We start from the raw sequence: 17,170 nt of genomic DNA on the forward strand, positions 1-17,170 counted from the left end.
ATCAGTTGCCTCCTTCCGTCAGACGATCGGCATAGGCGAGGGCGAAAGTAGAAAGCGCCATTTCCTCAAGCATCACGCGGCGGACGCTGTTTGCTTTCATAGCGACGTTGGCCGCTTCGATCCGAGCCGTATCAAGAAGGACTGCCCTTGCGGGCGATGCAGCCTGGGTTGCAAACCAAGCCTCGCCCCCGTCCTCACCAAGCCATTCACGGGTCATGTCCCGCAGTGCGACTTCCACGCGCTGCGAAGAGGCGATCTCGGCCAAGACATAAGCCGTGACGGATTGGCGGGCTATGTCACGAAGAGCAATGGCGCGGTCGATGCTGCCGCCAACACCTTCATCTGCGCGTGGTGCGCGTGGTGGCCCCATGACCATGCTGATATAGCGGCGGGCTTCATCGGCATCACCAGAGAACAGAGCTGCGGCAGAGGGCGCATCACCCGACTGCGCCTCTTCAAACCAGCGCTGCGATTCACGGTCATAGTCCTCACGAGTGCGAATAGCATGACGCTCTGCAATCTCGGTGGTGATCGCGCCCCTCGCGGTGTCGGCGGTGTTCAGGGCTTCATCGACACGGTATCCGGCCTCAACGAGACCGCAGGCGTTAAAGCCGGTGTTGCCATAGTCTCTGATCGCTTCACGGGTCTGATCCGCGATCGACTGCTCTACGATGGTCTGGCCCATTGCTTTTGAAACAGCGAGATTGGAGACAATCTCCTGCTGCGAGCTTTGAGCCATCTGCATCGTCAGGACTTTAACGGCAGAGAGCAGACGCTGGCGCTCAAGAAGCTCCTGCGCAACAAGAGCAGCCTGTCGCGTCTGGATGGTTGCCAGAACACTCGCCTGCAAAGAAGAGGTGCGCGAATTGACGCGAGCCTCAACCCCTGCACAGGTAATCGCATGAGCTGCGGTGGTCGAAAGCATCAGTGCCAGAGCGCAAAAACCCGTCTTCAAAAAGCGTTTCATTCAACGCCTCCTTCCAAACCACGCACGATAATGCCGCCCACGGATGCGCGGCCCAGTGAGATAATCGCCATTTGGCGCATGGCTTCGGCACGATTGATCCGGTCAGCCAGCTCGCTATCCGCACCGGACGGTGCGATGCTCGGAAGCGGCAACAGGGTATCCATGTAGATCATGCCAACCTGCGCCTCGATGTTGCCATAGCTGCGAGCGCCGCCATTGCTACGAAGCAGGAAGGGGGAAGCGTCTGTATCGCCTGCTGCAATAGCGCCGAAATTCAAGTGAGCGCCCTCGACACAAAGACCCGCCGCAGCTTCATCAGCGGAGCAAAGGAAGCTCTCGCGGGCAGACTGCGTTCCAGCCATGATGCTCACGCGGGAGCCACCGTCCTGCACCCAATTCCGCTCTTGCTCGGTGATTGCGGCCATAATGTCCGCGTTGTTTTGCCCTGCTCGCCCTGCGAGCTTGTTGGCTTCCACATCTGCGCAAGCGCCACCAATGGCTGTCTGCATGGATTCATAGGTCCGCATGGCCTCACGCACCTGCAAAGCGCGGTCTACTTCGCCAAAGCTGGTTGCCATTGCCTTATAGCTTGCAGCCTCGGCAGAGGTGACTTGCTGCGCCCCATAGGACTCTTGGCGGGTCTCGATACGAACAGCCGAAACAAGCCGCTCAAAAGCGACTGCACGGGCAGCAGCCGCCGTCTCATACGTCTGTGCGCTGACCGAAGAGGCCCCGACGACGCTCAGAGCCACACAGGCGATTGCCGCCCGCGCAATCACAGCGAAATATCCCAGCCGTTGTCGAGAACGCCACGCAGTTCATCGGAAAGGCCCGAGTTGAACGTGCTGACCGCACCCGACGCATTGCCCACCACGTCTTGGATCTGATCGTTGATCTGCTTGCAGACCTTGTTCTTCGCGTTCTGGATTGCGTCCTGAATGAAGTTGGTCGAAATGCTCGTGAGCATCCCCGCGAGGTCGGGAATAGCCATCGAGAGGTCGAAGTCGTTGAAGATCGAGCCGTCGATACATCCATCGGGACCATTGAAAGTGGCCTCAACATCGGTTGCGGTGGCTTTGATAAGCTGAATTTCACGATCGAGCGCAGCTTTCGCGGCTTGCTCTACAAGGCATCCGTCTGCCGCTTGAGCCATCGCAGTGCTGGCCGACGCGACAAACGCAAAGGCGGTCATTGTGGTCTTGAGATACGATTTCATGATTTCACCTTCTCACTCAGGGGGTCCAAAGCGTCCTCGATCTCCGCGACAACGCTCATAAGCAGCGGATTTCCGATACCCAGGGCTAACACCCATTTTGGGCTGTCATTGTAGAAAATTGTGAAATGCGGCTCCCTTGGACCGGCGATTTCACCCGTGGAGGGATCGACAAGGGAAAACGCTGTGCGCCGACCCGAAGGCGCAGATGCAGACATTGCGTCGCCCAGCGCCCGCAATTTTTCTGCATATTCAGTGATCTTCGGGTCCGACATTCACCACCTCGGAAGTGTAAACAACAATTTCTATATTACATCCAAATCGCACTTCCGCAACGAAAATGGCGAGGCACAAAGCCCCGCCATCACCTTTATTTTTCAGCTCCCTAATCCCATAGATACTCGGGGCGGGGGTTGGTCAGGGGCCGCATCCATGTCTCGTGTTGATGGTTGCGGGTCAGCCTCGCGCTGCTTCTCAGCTCTAAGCGCCTTCTCCTGCTCTTTCTTAAATTCATCCGCGACCGCTACAGCCGCTGCATGAATGTTTCGGCTGAACCCACCACCGAGAGGGACGCTCTCAGACCCAGCGGAGGCTTTGGCAACGAACTCAGCGACACGGGCCAGAGCTTGCTCGTTGTCCTTGGTTGCGGTGAAAGCCATAGTGCCTCGGGTCATTTTTGCGCTTGAGCCATCGAGATAGATGGTCTCATTCGCATTCTGCACGAGATCGGAGAACTCCCCCGACTGGGCAAGCGGGTGCGTCTTGCGCATAACCAGCCGCAGGCCGTCATCCCCATACATCAGCACCGCCTGCCGGTCATCCAGCGTAGACAGACCTCGGGCGATGGTCAGAGCAGAGAGCGTCGAGGTGACGGATACCATGCCTTCTGGCCCGTCACCGCCCCTGTTCATCACAGTATAGGAAGCCGGAGCCTCAAACTGCATCCTGCCCTTGCTCTCTTTCACTTTGCGCGACTGTTCATCAGAGATAGAGCGCCACAGATCGCCGCCAAGCAAAGTCGAGGCCGGATAGGTCACATCGGATTTCAGTTTCGCCATCAGTCTATGCAAAACATCGCCCCCATTGCGGTTCAGGTATGCCTGACCCGCAGGTGTTCCGAAGGTATCGGGGAACATCTTGCCCAGCGCTGAATTTAGGGTCTGCTGTTCATCAGCCCGCAGCTCTCGCGTCCGAGAAAAGATGTTCTGATAACCACGGCTCAGAACAAGCAAGTTAAGCTCGATCTCTGCCATGATCGCCTCACGGGAGCCGCGAAGGTCAGGACGTGGGTGTGATCGTGATTTTTCCTTCTGCTTGACCCGTTCAACCGCATTCTTCTGCCCAGACTCGTTGAGCAGGATCACGTTGACGTTGTTGCCATCCCTGTCAGTAATGACAGCTTTCTCGCCAAGGTTCTTCTCTCTGCTGTTTGAGGCCGTGACAGCCGACATTGCGGTGAAGAGGTTGCCCATCAAGCCAAAGCGCTTTCTGGTGACAAAGCCTCTGGGCAGGCACTCCGAAATGTCGGTGAACAGCTTGGCCCCAGCGCCCTGACGGCCTTCCTTGTCCACTATCCGCGTCAGTTGGGCTTCATCCTCGGCGTCATTGGCATAGCGAGCTGCTTGGCTGTATTCCTTAATGATGCCGGAGAAGCGATGGACGTTTTCTCCAAGCCACTCCTTCATCACGGTGGCCGCGCTTTCCGATCCGCTCACAAGTTGCCGATAGGCGTCATCTGCGAAGGCTCGGAAGGTCTCAACAGCGTTCTCCTGCTCTCCCCCACGGAATGCGAGGTTTGACCGCAGCTCCGAGAACGACACTTGGAATGCCCCAGCTTCGCCTGGAACAAATATCCTCATGTTGTTCTTCGAGAGGGTCGTAGGGCTGTCGCTGTCGATCTTGGCCGAGATCACCACCGCAGGTATCCATTGGCCCATGCGGTCCTCTTCGGAGAACTCAGCTTGGCGATACAGCTCACCCAGTCGCCCAGCCACCATTGAATCGAGAGCCTTGGTGTTGATCGAAATAAGCCGTCCAGGCTCTACAACCTTTGAGAACTCCATGAGCCGGTGAACCTGCTCGGTTCGGCGCATGGTCATACGGACAGCCCTCTCAAGGCTCTCCACTTCCTTACGCGGTTTCCCATCGGCCCCGCGCTGATTGAGGAAGTCGATGATCTGCTTGCCCTCTTCATCCGCCAGCAGTCGCTTGCCTTCCAAAGTGTGCTGGTCTACCCGCCCGTGTTCGTCACGAGGCTGATACTTCTTGCGCAGCCCATCAGCCGCCTTCTCGATCAGCTCCTTAAATTCGTCCGAGTTTGGCTCGTAGTTGTTGGGCTTACCCTGCATACGGACAAGCATCAGCCGCTCATTGGCAAAGGCCCGCTGGAGGGCGTTCAGAACAACGGCGGGCGTCTCCATTTCAAAGGCAGCGTCGTTCACGAGCTTGCCTTCCATGCTTTGTCGGCCAGCAAGCCCGTCAAAGAGCTTATGATCGAAGTCCCATGCGTCGGCTTGGTAGTGCATCTTGCGGGGCTTCATAGCTGCGCTGATGCGGAACTGCTCTTCAATGGTCTGGAAAGAGGTTTCCGCCTTTTGCGCCGTCTCGGTGATCCGCTCAATCACCCCCCTTGCAGCCATAACTTCCCTTTGCTCCTGACGGCGAATTTCCACCAAGCTCAGGGGCTGGTCTGCGAGGCTCAGACTGTTTTCATCGCCATCATGCAGGACTTCGATCGTCTCGATCTCAGCCTTCCAGTCATAGCGGCCGATTTTCAGCGGGTTCTCCCCTTGGGCTTCCAAATCCTGCAAGATGGTCTTCGCCATCAGGTCCACATCGGCCAGCACGTCCTGGCTCTCAGTGGCCCCCAGAATGAAGGCTCGCCCAAGTAACTTGCGGCCCAGATCGCCTGCGTCGATCTCCCCGCTCTTGCCAACGGGTATCCCAAGGGTTTCCGCCAGATCGGGGTTCTGTCTCAGGACAGCACGAACTGCCATATCGCCAACGGGGTTGAGCAGGTCCACGGCCTCTTCAATCGTCCGATCGTTCTCACGCGAGCCGGAGGTCATCGAAGAAAGGTTACGGCTTCCACGGTTGAACAGGCTTGCCAGACGGTCATCGGCCACAAAGCCGGTGTTGGGGATGACATAGTGCGGAGGCGTGAGCTGGCCCGTCCTGTCGATACGTCCCTCTGCCTGTGTATGAGAGGCAATGTTCTTGAGGAAGGACAGGAAGAGCATCGCACGGGTGCGAAGGTCCACACCCTCTGTCGGAGAGTTTTGCAGCGACATGCCGGTTGCTGCTGCCGAAGTCAGCATCAGCACATCGGTCTTTCCGTTGTTGAAGCGGTCAGCCACTGCCATCTTGGTCGGGATTTCCCGATTGCGGACAATGACCTTATCGCCCTCGGTCATGATCTCAAACTTGCGCCCTGAAATGTCCTCAAAAGTCATTCCAAGGTTCTCGCAAGCCTCGCGCACCGCGTCGAAGCTGTTGACGCGCCACTTCTCAAAGCCGGAGCCGTTCACTCGCTCCGTGAAGTCTGCAAGCCAGCCGTCGAAGCCCTGCACCTTAAACCCAATGGCATTGCCCATTGCATCCGTGCCTTTGACCTCAAGCATCCGCTCGGCCATCCGCTTGACCACATGCCCGATATTGGGATGCTCGTTCACCACAACGCCTTCTTTTGGAAGCGCAGATCGCGGGTTGTAGCCATTCGTTTCCAGCAGGAACTCAGTCACGCTGTCGCCAGTGAACTCTTGCAGGACGGTTGCTTTCTCGCCTGCCGCCGTGATCTCTCTCAGAAGATCCTCTGCAAAGCGGGCTTTCATCGAGATCAGATAGTAGCGCGAGATCGCATCGAAGGAGGCCGCGGGCGAGACAGTATCGACCGTCATCTTGTTCTCGATCGAAGAACCGCTCAACAGCCCGCCAAACTGGGATTTGGCCTGACGGATCGCGGCTTCTTTAATGTCCTGCCCCATCGAAATCGCTTCGCGCAGGAACTCCGCAAGATCGTCGGTCATCACCCGCGCTTCATCGAGCTTTTCAGGGTCAACATCTGCAAGCAACCGCATGTCGCGGCGCACCCCAGCGCTTGAGAGCTTGCGTTGGATAAGCGCCCCCGATCGCGCCATTTCTGTAGACAGGACTTCCTGCATGGCGAAGGGGTTTTGCTCGATGATGCCCGTGAGCTGTTCGATCGACAGACCCGTTTCCGGCAGAGCCTGACGGTAGATGCCGATGTTTTTGCCCGATTTCATCGAAGTCGCAGAGGAAAAGACGATTTCCGCGCCAACCTTTTCGGCTTCATCCAGCATCCGGCGCATGATGATGCCGGTGCGGCTGTCAGGCCCTGCCGCCTCATGGACTTCATCGAGCAGCAGAACAGGCGGGTTCTCAGGATTGCGCCGCGCCGCCTCTTTGATCCATTCCGTGATCGCGTCAGCCTTCCAAACCCCTGCTGCCGTCTGGAACTGGGAATAGCTGCTCATGACGAGGTTATAGTCCTGGCTAACCTCGCCCTTCTCTTTCGCCATATTGCGCTCTGCGGCCATCGTTTGGAAAACGACGGTTTTGCCGTCCTTCTCGGTCAGCGCAGCCTCTTCCGTGCTGTTCATGATGAACGGTCGAGCCACCTTGCTTTCCAGAAGGTCTTTGAAATCGCGCCCCGAGATTGCCTTGAGATCGCGCACCGCAAGATCGCGGAAGAGGTGCGGCTTGTTTGACATCATCAGGACCGCACGTCCTTCAAGCAAACCGTTATAGGCGTGAGCGGCCATCGTCCGGCCTTTACCCACCCCCATCAGATCGCCAACAATCGTGGCCCGCTTTTGCTCACGGTTGAAGAACGACAGCGCCAGAGCGTCGATCTGCGCACCATTGAGAGGCCCTTGATCCGACAGCAGGTATTCAGGGTCATAGTTGAGCTTGGAGGCCACATAGCGGCCCAGATCGCCCTTATGGCTGACCACATGGCGCAGAGCGGCATAGGTCGCGCCTTCCAGCGCCCGCTCGATCACAACACTCCCAGCGCTCTTCGGCGTGAAGGGCGTGTAGCTGACAGTCAGCGCGTCATCATCGAAATTATCGAGGACATGATAATTTGCCGGAAGCGCCAGCTCATCCTCTTTTGGAGGTGCGCTGAAAGGCTCCGGCTCTACAGGCGCGGGCGCCACAGGATCAGGTTCAGGCTCAGGATCGGGCTCAGTTTTTGGCGGCACGATCGGGTCAGGCTGCACGGGAGCAGTCGGACGACCACCCCCTGCCCCACCAGAGCCACCGGCAGGCCCAGAAGCGCCCCCAGAGGGGGAGCCGGCCCCGCCACTGCCAGAGGGGCCTGATACCCCCGAAGACGGCCCAGCGCCGCCCACCGGAGGCTCGGGCGTTGCGATTGGCGGCTCAGGCTGCGGATCGGGCCTGGCGACAGGCTCGCCAGCCCCCTGCCCCGCTGCGGGCGCAGGTTCAGGCTGTGTGATCTGAATAACCGGCGCACCGGCACGAGCGGCAGCGAAGGCCACCCGATTGTTCTCAGCTTCCGCCTCCGAAAGCACTTCGACTTGGCTGCGGGCGATTATCTGGTCAGCAGCTTGGAAGAAATCGCTGTAGCTCGCTGCGATGGGGTAGCTTGCGGGCAGCATTGCAGGCAGTTGGCCCATTTCCGGCACATTGCCCTGCTCACGCTTGCCCTCGCAGAAGTATACCACCGTCGGGAAATTGGCCCCCATTGCGCGATAGAGGGAAGCATCAAGCGCTACGGCTTCGACACGCTCAAAGGCCATGTTGAGCATGTTGTGGGTCTGGCGCTGCTTTGGCATGACCATTGTGGGGTCGAGCATATTCGCAGGCATCACCAAGACCGCAGCACCGCCTGGGCGAATGCGGTCTACCGCCTGCGCGGCCACCAGCAACTCAGCATAATTGGTCGTCAGGTTTACATCGAGCGAGCGCAGATAGACCTGACGCTTGGTTGTATCGTCTTCCTCGTTTGCCAGCCGTTTATAGGGCGGATTGATAAGGGCAGCGTCATACAGACCTTCGGGGTGTGCAGGCGAGCTGGGATAGCTTTGCGGCTCGAAAGCATCGCCCACCTTCACAATGCTCATGGACTCGCCACGATTGAGCGCACGGGTTGCGCGGGCAGCGCGGGCTTCATCCAGCTCAAGGCCCATGACAAGGCCACCATACTGCGCGGTCGGAGCAGACAGCACCCCGTTACCGATAGACGGCTCCAAGACGACTTTGCCATTCGGCTTCAAATACTCGGCAGCAATCTGGCCGATAGCCGGAGGGGTCGAGAACTGTGCCAGCACTAGGCGAGTGCCGCCACGATCCTCATGGGCAGGCAGCGCAGTAGAAAAACGGTGCGCGGTCGGACGGCCCTGCGCGTTACGAGCTGCGATGGAGCCAGCCATTTCCTCTTCGATCAGCTCACGGAAAGCATCTTTCGAGATCGCACCAGTCTCCCCCAGTGCGGCATCATAGAGGTTGAGCATATCGCGGCCTGAAATCCGCTCGATCCGATCGCGGTCAATGCGGGCAATCACAGAGCGGGCGATGATGGACCAATCCTGCGGGGTGGACGCTTTGCCAAAGAGCGGCGCTCGCTCACCGGCATCGTTTCTGCGCCCATCCTCGTTACGCCCGAAGTCGGCCAAGGGACCGTCAGGGGTCTCGATGGTGCGGCCAAACATACGCTGCGTGATGATGCGACCACGGACATTCCATGTCAGCTCGCGTGGGGCGAACAGCCCTTCACCAGCTTCATCGTAGTGCCTTGCGCCTGCCTCGAAGCGGGAAAAGACTTCCCCCCTGTCGCGCAGATCGACAGCGTTCATGCTCCGGCGCACGTCGTCAGGTCGAAGACCGATCTGGATGAAAAGCTGGGCGGGATCGGCTGGCATCCTCATACCGAAGACGCGCTCACCCGACGCCATGCGCAGCTCACCCACAATGGGCGTCCCTTGCGCATTCGCTGCCCGCCGCAATGTGCTGACCACCGAAGAAAAATCAGAAATCCGTTCATCTATCGAAACCGCCAGACCGATACTCTGGCCGTCAAAGCGGTTCGGGGGAACGGGAAAGCCACTGATACGCCCTTCGGCGCGTGGAATGTGAACTACGCTCATTTATCCGTCCTCAATACCAAAGGAGCGGCGTTGTGTTCGCCGCTCCCGCCGCGTTTCCTTGGCTGCTCAGTAATCCGGTGAAAGCTCATTAGAGCGGGCTTTCTCCGGCTCTTCCGGCTTGGGAGCGGGTTCGGAAGGCTTGTAGGTCGGGTTGGGCGCGAAGACCGCGTTGCGATCTTTGTCCATAGCGGCAGTGATCGCGTCATGGCCGAGGTCGGAGGCTTTGCGACGAACGAACTTTTCGTCTGCGGTCGGGTGCAGGAACTCAGCCGGAAGAATTTGCTTGAAGGCCGACTGCGGGCCGCGCACTTCCCCGTCGTTGGAGACGCGCTCGGGCGAGGACATGATTGCCACGTCTGCCGTAAAGAAGCCCCGCTCAGACAGCGAGACGGCGCGGCTGCTCTTTGCAGCGGATTGTTCACGGGCCATGATGTTCTGCTTGATGTGGACCATCAGATCCCCAACGAAGCCTGGGGTGATTGTCACCCCCACGTCACCACGCTTGCCAGCATCGTAGTATTCCTGCGCGGCAGCACGGGCGGCATCGTGATCCTGAATGCCATTGCGAGCATTGCCATCGAGGAATTTCAGGTTCTCAAACGGCACACCTACACGGCCAGCAAGTGCCGCCATCGGACGATAGTTGAAATTGTCGAGGTCGCGGTTAAAGAGCGCTTCAACGCCCGTGGCCGGTTGGTTCTTCTGACGGTCCCAGCCCATGTCCACCGCGACGGACTTGGTATCAACCCCGTCACTGATCGCCACGAGAACAGAGTTGCGCATAGCCCCTTCAAGGGCGCGGCCATCATCGCGGCGCACACGGCCATCGGTCATGCTCTCAAGCGCTTCACGAGTGGCTGGCACAGTTGCTTCAATGTCGAATGCGCGAGCAGCGCGGCGCTCATATTTCCCTTCGGTCGAGGCGTTGTCTTTGGGAATGCTGATCTGAATTTGCATCCGCTTGTAGGCGTCGTTGGCCTGCCCGTCAGTCGTCAGAGCGTTCATCCAGCGGGCGACAATCTTGCCATCTGTCAGCTCTTTGACCGACTGCATCTGCACCACGTCACCGATCTCAACACCATTGCGCCCGAGGCCCTTGGCCGTGGGTTGTTTGGCGAGCTGCTTGCTGGCCTCTTCTGTGCGAGCCTGGGCATTCGTGAAGCGGTTACGGTTGGTATAAAAGTCGGCATACTCTCCGACACTAACCATCGAGATCGTCACCTCAGACCCATCGTCTTTGCGCAGGTCAACGCCGGTCACTGAATTGGTGGCCGCATTTATCGCAGTGATCTTGAGGGGGACTTCGCCGTGATTGACGATGCGACGACCTTCGGAGCCTTCATCATCACGCTTGAAAGAGAACTTCGACATTGGACTTCTCCTGTTGGCCCGAGGCCCTGACAAATTCCTACGGGGGGCGCACTGGACGCCCCGAGGCACGGAAAGTGTAAACCTCTATATTGTGTTTGGTCAATCGGGTAAAAATCATTTTGTTGTTTACATGCTGATACCCCGTGTGAACCACAGCTCCCTGCAAGTATGCAGCGCGGGATTGGTGCAACTGCTCTAGCTCTTTTGCATATGGCTTTTGCATATGCTTTTTGCATAGCGCTTGCGATAGCGCTTTGCATAGGCCTAGCGCTATGTATTTGCATATGTATTGCGATAGCGCTTTGCATAGCGCTTGCACTAGCACTAGGCATAGGTATAGGCATTGCGATAGGCATAGGCATATTGATAGGCATAGCGCTATACATAGCTCTTGCAATATGCCTAGCGATAGTGATATTGATAGGTCTAGCGCTTGCGCTTTGCATATCGCTTGCACAATACCTAGCGATTGACCTAGCGCGAGCCGTCAGCTTAGGCTCAACCCCGAGCATAACCACGGGCGCTACCACCGCCCAGACGAGGTAGAAGAATGGCACTGGGTCATATTATCAGCACGGCCAATATCAAAGGCGGCGTCGGAAAAACGACGACAGCCTTCCTGTTGGCAAACGAAATCACCAATCGCGGCCTGACGGTTCAAATTCTCGATCTGGACCCGAACCGAGCCTTCATGAAGTTGAAAGAAGCTCGTGAGAACTCCGAAGATAACGCTCTCCCCTGGGACACCCAAGGTCTGAAAGAGATCGGAGGTGAGGATGGGTTCTTTGACGCAGTAGACGCGAGCAGAGAAAATTACGACTTCACCATTCTGGACTGCGAAGGCTCCCAGAACATGCTGCTGACGAAAGCGGCTTCAATCGCTGGTTTGACAGTAATCCCTATCACCCCTTCACCGCTTGATGCGAGCGCGCTGATTGAGTTGATGAAATTCATCAATAGCCAATCGAAGATCATGGGGCGCAAGATGCCGTATCGGCTTCTCGTGAACCAGACGGCGAGTGGTGCGGTCAAAGAAAGCTGGGAGAAGATCACGATTGAAGAGATCGACTCCAACAACCTGCCGCGCTTCAAGAATACACTCTATGGCGGCCCTGTCTTCAAAGACATTTGGGGAAAGCGTCAGACACTCCAAGAGATACGCGCAGACTTCGTAAAAGAACTTGAAGCTCTCGCAAATGCCAAAAACCGGCAGAAGGAAGAAGTAACCAAAAAAATCGCACAGCTCGATCGCGGTATTCAACGCAGCTCAGAACTTTGTGACGAGCTGTTCTCGATACTGGCGGCAGCTTGATAGGGCAGGGGGGTAAACTATGAGCAAGAAGATAAGCACTGGTTTGACAGAGGCTCTATCCGGCGAAATGATTGGCGAGACCCCGAAAGCCCCGCCACCACCTCCGGCAGCTAAAGTTGAAATTCCGCGTGGTGAAAAGCGCGTTCAACTCGATGCCAATGCTCGTCAGGTATTCAGTGGGTCTTTATCAAAGCCCGCAGAAGAGAAGGCGCAGGAACAAATTGCAGAAGCTACCCCAGAGGAAGAGGCTAAACCTGCGCCTTCGGTTGCTGCAATTCGGCCCAGAACAAGGGTAAAGCCCGAGGTCGAAAACATCTTCATCCGTGCGCCTAAAGAAGTGGCCGAGCGGTTCAATGATCTGCTTGAAGAGCATAACTTCAAAGCTAAATGGGACGGGCTTGTTTTGCTGCTCGATCTCTACGATCAGATTAAGAAATCGGAGAAGTAAATTCACCGGCATTCCAGCCCCTGCTATTTGGGGGCTGGTCTGGAATGCTATGATCTGAAAGTCACATACTCGGGCTAGGGTTTTGGGGCTTTTTGGTGGTTTCTTTTGAGGTGGCTTTTGCCGCCTCTTTTTCTTTTCTATAATCCTCAAGCAAGACTACATCACGAACTTTCACACGCTCTATAGAGTTTGCCGATGGTTGGATCTTCAATCCACCTGACCGTGCAGTTTTACGGGCATAACTGGTAACAGCAGTGCTTGTGCTGATGTGGCCCATAAGCGCCGCCACTTCACCATCAGTAATATCGAAACACGCTTTTGCATCGGAAGAGAAGGCATGTCGATAGGAATAGACCGTCACATTCTCAATGATCTTTGAGGGGTAGTCAAACTCTGCGACGGCAACTTGCAAAGCCCACTTGTGGGTTCTTCTGAAAGTGGCGGAGTTTATTTCATCCGAGTAGGGGAACTCTTGGATAGCTGCCATCGCATTATCTGCGATCTGCCGCATGACTTCACCATGCTCTTCTGCAATTTCAAGCTCTCTGTATTCGCCGTTTCCCCTACGCCAAACTGCACCTGCATTCGGACCACGACTGATTACTGTATCGGCATACTTCGCATTCTTGACGAGAAGAGTGCTGCGTTCATCATTAGCCCACTCAGCGTTCTCCCATTCAACGGGCCGCAGGCCAAAATGCCTGACGCCCATGATAAGTGCTTTGAGTGGCTGCGCACGGGACCACCGATCCGAGTTGTCATCCAAGATTTCCAGCATGGTCTCAAAAAGACCATCTGGGATAAGCAGGGACTGCTTTCTCACTTTTGGCGCTTCATCTTTTGGAGCCGCCTCTAGTGCCTTGTTGAATACTGCAAGCTCTTCGCCATTGCCTTCCAAACAGAAGCGCACCGCTGCTGCATAGAGGCGGCGGGAAGCCTTTGTCAGCCGCCTGGTGGCAACCTCAGCACCGAGCGCTCTGGCTCGCATCTTGCCTGTCAGCGGACCCAGCTCGGCGCATAGCAGATCGAAGATATAGGTGTATCGCTCGGCGGTTACGGCTGCGGGCATGTCAGTCCCCAATCTCTATCGCAATGTCTATCGCTATACATAGCATAGTGCATATCAAAGTGCATATGCACTAGCAAATTTTGAGCCACGTTTAGTGTTCGTTAAACTAGGGTGTGATGTGTTTCAAACAGCAAAACTTGGCTCAGAATTTAGAGCCACGTTTTCGTTGACATAGGGGCAATCTCATGTCTAACTCTATTTTGTTGTTAGACATGATTAGAGGCTTAAAATGGTCCGCAAGATCGCCCTGGCTCTCACTCTTTGCGGCTCTCTCGCAGCCTGCTCAACGACCACTGCCGGTCCTGATGGCATGGTTTCCACGCAGGTTTTTGTTGAGACCGCTTTGAAGGAATACGGCGTGTTTGGTGGTGGTCGCCCCGAGCAAGCCAACCCCAATCCTGGGATGTGAGAATGGATACTGCCGTTCTCAGAAATCTGGTGAAGCGGCTCTGCGAACTGCCCAAGGGCAAACGCCTCGCGCTTATCGGCGCACTGGGGTTTGCCACCCTTGCTATCACGTCGCTCACTCTGGAAATCGTCTCGGAGCCAGCGGATTATCGAGGACAGCCAATCAGCGCTTATAACGTCTCTGTTCACAGAGGTATGGGCGGTTCTGGTAAAGTAGTATTCGTTCCCGACAATCCGCTCTTTGGTCCAGCAAAGGTGGTCACTTGCCCCCTGACTATCCAGATGAAAGGCGTCTGTATTCAGGTGGAGTAAGATGGAAGAGAGTGAAGTTAAGGCGCTTGTTTTCAAGCTACCAGTCAGATTGCAAAGCCCTATCATTGGTGAAGCTCTCTCCGGTGATAAGCAGGTTTTCAAGCTGCACATTACCGAATGTAACCGTGGTTATGACCACGAGCTTACTGGTGTAACTCACCTCTTTCTTGGCGATCCTAGTGTTTCTCGCTTCACCTCCGCTTTCAACATAGTTTCTGTTCCGAATAGCGATGGAAGCGCGGAAGCGAACTCTCAACGTGATCTGATCCGCGACTACCCCGATCTGTTTTCCGAATGGTTCACTTTAAGAGATCAGGCCATACCAGTTGACGCTGATGATCTGGGTCTTTTCGATCTCGCATCCAGCCGTCTTGTGGGTGCGGCGATCAGATTTATGGCAAATGTCATTGATCCAACCTACACCACCCATAGCTGCGTTGTTGTGCCTGACGTAATCGCTGCTCTCTTCTATGAAGCAGGGGGGCTTACAACCAAACAGAGCGGTTATGGTGTAAAGCTGGATTGGCTGGTTCAAGAGTGTTTCCCGCGCTTCGGAACTTACGATGTAGAGAAAAGCCGCGTCTTCGATATTTATAGGATGGAGGACGGCAACGCTGTTGATGGTGTTATCCCGCCTCTTAAAGACTACGGTATCGAATACACCATACTGCCTCGGACGCGGGCTGTTGTGTTTGCGCTGGAACAGCTTGAACCGCAACGCTTGGCTCCTATCTTCGCAACCGCAGAACAGGGTCATCTTACTGGTGAAGCCTCGGAGCTTAACCAATGGTTTGTGACCATTTGGCGCTATACACCATCGGCCAAAGAAGCAGAGAAGTCCCAGCTTGAGCCTTTAATGGTTCTGGAAGTTTCTAATGTTTCTCTGGGTCATGGTGAGTCGATAACTGGATACCTCGATAATGAAGAGCGGGTAGCACTTGAGAGCCGTATCGGCCCTTTGAGTGGCGATATACCTCTCCTGTGTGCCTATGCCGATAACGGCGAAATGCTCAATGCGGAGACCTTTTCGCAAACGAACAACTATCCTGCACCGTTCGTTGAAATGCCCAGCGAAGCAGCTAATGTCTCGGTCAATGCGGCAGCTTTCTGCTTGAAATACGGCCAGCCTTGGATTGGTCAGGCCGCAGACAACGAACCGGAAAAATCCGGTATCGAAGAAGTGAAATCCGAGAGCGAAGCACCAGAAAACGGCAGCGAAGTATTAACGAATGAACAGCCCACTGAAACCGTTGAAGCTGCGGTTCAGGCTGCTGATGAAGATGACGACGGAATGCCGGTGGAGCCTGCCGAGCTTTCAGATGAACTGCGGAATGCTTTACACGCACTCACCAGCGCTGTTGCTAATACGCTCCTGAACAAATTTGCGTATAAGCTCTGTCTCGATGTGTTCGATCCGCCGCTCACAGACGACTCGAACCTTTGGGCGCATCTTTTCATTGCCGCTAACGAAGAACAGAAGCTCACCGATGCCGGTCTGAGTTACCTGATCGGCCACTTCAATATCACGGACGCTAATGCCGATCCTGCAAATTACAGCGAGGACGCATATGCAGACCTGTGGGATAAGAACCTCGATGACTCGATCGAATGCCTTGCGTATGCGCTCTACGCGGCTGAAAACGCAAGCGACGAAGCAAATGAAACCGAGCCTGCGGAGGATGAAAACACCGGAGCCGGTGGATCTGATACTTCGCAATCGAGTGCTGATGAAGGTGGGGCAGAGGTAAAAGCCGACGCCATCGCAGAAGCAAATAAATCCGAAAACGCAGCGCCAGAACAAAATCCGCTGCCGCAGGCTGATTCAAAGCTCTCGCAGGATAGCAAAGAAGATACCGAAGAACCTGACGAAACACACAAGATGGCCCTGGGCGATGTTGCGAAGGCGATGGGTGTGCAGAGCGATGCCGGTGGTTTTGACAGCTCCGCGCTCGGGAAAGTGCTGGCTGTTCCTACGCCAGAGCTTGCAAATCCTGACCTGCACCGCTTCACCGCGATCTTCTCTGGCGTGGTGACGAAGCACTTGAAGAGCAAGATCGGACTGTCCGAGGCCGATCTTGCTCTTTGGTTCGAGCAGATCGCTAAGGCCGTTTGGCTGGTCAAGGAGGGCAGACTGGCCGAAGAGCTGACCGAGGATGACCTATCCGAGAACGTCGAAGCCCCACTGACCGATGCCGACGAGCTGATGCTTCAGTTTGCTGCCGTGATGACCTTTGGCGAGATCGTCAGAAAAACCAAAGCCGTCACCGCAGGGCGTGGACGCGGTAAGGTGCGTTTGCCGGAAGGGACCAAATTCAAGCTGACTATGCTTGAGGGGATCAACTTCAAGCGCCTCCTGGCCGATGCAGCGACACTTTCGCGTTCCAGCCTCTCACCGCTTCTCAAGCCGGAGGAAGTCGAAGCGATCCTGTCGCGGTGGAGCAATCAGCTCGCAGAGCAAATCCCTGCATTGGGGGACGATCACCCCTTCTACAATTCCGAGCTGGTGACGATCGCACTCTCCGCGATGGTCAAAGCCTGCCGCGAAGAGACCAATGGATCGGACGAGACCGCCTTTGCTCTGCGGCTGCGCAGCGGTGATCTGGTTGACGCTCCGATGCACCTTCTGCCGGAGGCTTGGGCCTTCATGACTCCCGAAAACTTCAAAGCCGTGCTGGAAGCGCCAAGCTCGCCTGATGCAGAGGCATTGATGGCAGAGGCCCAGGCGATGAAGTCGGCCTATGACTGGTTTACCGCGAATGTCCCTGCCGAAGTCGAAGGAACCTATGGCGAAGCCGAGATCACCACGGCTTATGAAGCCGCAAGATGGAAGTTCACGGCTGAACAAACCGTCCCTTCCGAAGACACCGAAAAGACCGAGATCGAAGACTGCAAACGCGCGATTGCGGTCCTTTTGAACACGCCATTTCAGGGAGCGCTTTGACG

At 56.1% G+C, this 17,170-nt stretch carries 12 protein-coding genes; 5 read left to right on the forward strand and 7 right to left on the reverse strand.

The window, feature by feature from the left end; translation table 11 throughout:
- Window position 1: 1 nt before the first annotated feature.
- From H0485_RS17165 to H0485_RS17190, 6 genes are all read right to left on the reverse strand, one after another.
- Complete coding sequence (locus H0485_RS17165; protein ID WP_226937168.1) at window positions 2-967, reverse strand: hypothetical protein; 966 nt, start codon at window positions 965-967, stop codon at window positions 2-4.
- Window positions 964-1,719 carry a hypothetical protein gene (locus H0485_RS17170; RefSeq protein ID WP_226937169.1) on the reverse strand — a complete coding sequence of 252 codons (756 nt, stop codon included), beginning with the start codon at window positions 1,717-1,719 and terminating at the stop codon, window positions 964-966. The genes H0485_RS17165 and H0485_RS17170 overlap by 4 nt, the downstream gene beginning before the upstream one ends.
- Before the next feature lie 23 nt (window positions 1,720-1,742).
- A complete protein-coding gene (locus tag H0485_RS17175; protein WP_226937170.1) occupies window positions 1,743-2,183 on the reverse strand; it encodes a hypothetical protein in 441 nt (146 codons plus the stop codon).
- Window positions 2,180-2,455 carry a hypothetical protein gene (locus tag H0485_RS17180; RefSeq protein ID WP_226937171.1) on the reverse strand — a complete coding sequence of 92 codons (276 nt, stop codon included), beginning with the start codon at window positions 2,453-2,455 and terminating at the stop codon, window positions 2,180-2,182. The genes H0485_RS17175 and H0485_RS17180 overlap by 4 nt, the downstream gene beginning before the upstream one ends.
- 102 nt (window positions 2,456-2,557) lie before the next feature.
- Entirely contained in the window at window positions 2,558-9,307 is a 6,750-nt protein-coding gene (locus tag H0485_RS17185) for a strawberry notch-like NTP hydrolase domain-containing protein (RefSeq protein WP_226937172.1), read from the reverse strand.
- Window positions 9,308-9,373: 66 nt separating this feature from the next.
- Entirely contained in the window at window positions 9,374-10,678 is a 1,305-nt protein-coding gene (locus H0485_RS17190) for a hypothetical protein (RefSeq protein ID WP_226937173.1), read from the reverse strand.
- Window positions 10,679-11,228: 550 nt separating this feature from the next.
- Between H0485_RS17190 and H0485_RS17195 the strand changes: the two genes are divergently transcribed.
- Window positions 11,229-11,990, forward strand: a complete 762-nt coding sequence (locus tag H0485_RS17195; RefSeq protein WP_226937174.1) for a ParA family protein — start codon at window positions 11,229-11,231, stop codon at window positions 11,988-11,990.
- A gap of 19 nt (window positions 11,991-12,009) precedes the next feature.
- The gene (locus tag H0485_RS17200) at window positions 12,010-12,438 is read left to right on the forward strand and encodes a hypothetical protein (protein ID WP_226937175.1); all 429 of its coding nucleotides are present in this window, start codon (window positions 12,010-12,012) and stop codon (window positions 12,436-12,438) included.
- Between the two features lie 61 nt (window positions 12,439-12,499).
- On the opposite strand, the gene H0485_RS17205 is transcribed toward H0485_RS17200, so the two are convergent.
- On the reverse strand, window positions 12,500-13,507 hold the full coding sequence (locus H0485_RS17205) for a hypothetical protein (protein WP_226937176.1): 1,008 nt from the start codon (window positions 13,505-13,507) through the stop codon (window positions 12,500-12,502).
- Between the two features lie 229 nt (window positions 13,508-13,736).
- Between H0485_RS17205 and H0485_RS17210 the strand changes: the two genes are divergently transcribed.
- Genes H0485_RS17210 through H0485_RS17220 form a run of 3 tightly spaced genes read left to right on the forward strand, consistent with a single transcriptional unit; the run spans window position 13,737 to window position 17,168 of the window.
- The gene (locus H0485_RS17210) at window positions 13,737-13,916 is read left to right on the forward strand and encodes a hypothetical protein (RefSeq protein WP_226937177.1); all 180 of its coding nucleotides are present in this window, start codon (window positions 13,737-13,739) and stop codon (window positions 13,914-13,916) included.
- Window positions 13,917-13,918: 2 nt separating this feature from the next.
- Window positions 13,919-14,227, forward strand: coding sequence for a hypothetical protein (locus H0485_RS17215; RefSeq protein ID WP_226937178.1), 309 nt, complete (start codon window positions 13,919-13,921; stop codon window positions 14,225-14,227).
- Between the two features lies 1 nt (window position 14,228).
- On the forward strand, window positions 14,229-17,168 hold the full coding sequence (locus tag H0485_RS17220; protein WP_226937179.1) for a hypothetical protein: 2,940 nt from the start codon (window positions 14,229-14,231) through the stop codon (window positions 17,166-17,168).
- The last annotated feature ends 2 nt before the right edge of the window (window positions 17,169-17,170 follow it).

It is taken from the genome of Pseudogemmobacter faecipullorum, from assembly GCF_020539525.1.
Lineage (GTDB): Bacteria > Pseudomonadota > Alphaproteobacteria > Rhodobacterales > Rhodobacteraceae > Pseudogemmobacter > Pseudogemmobacter faecipullorum.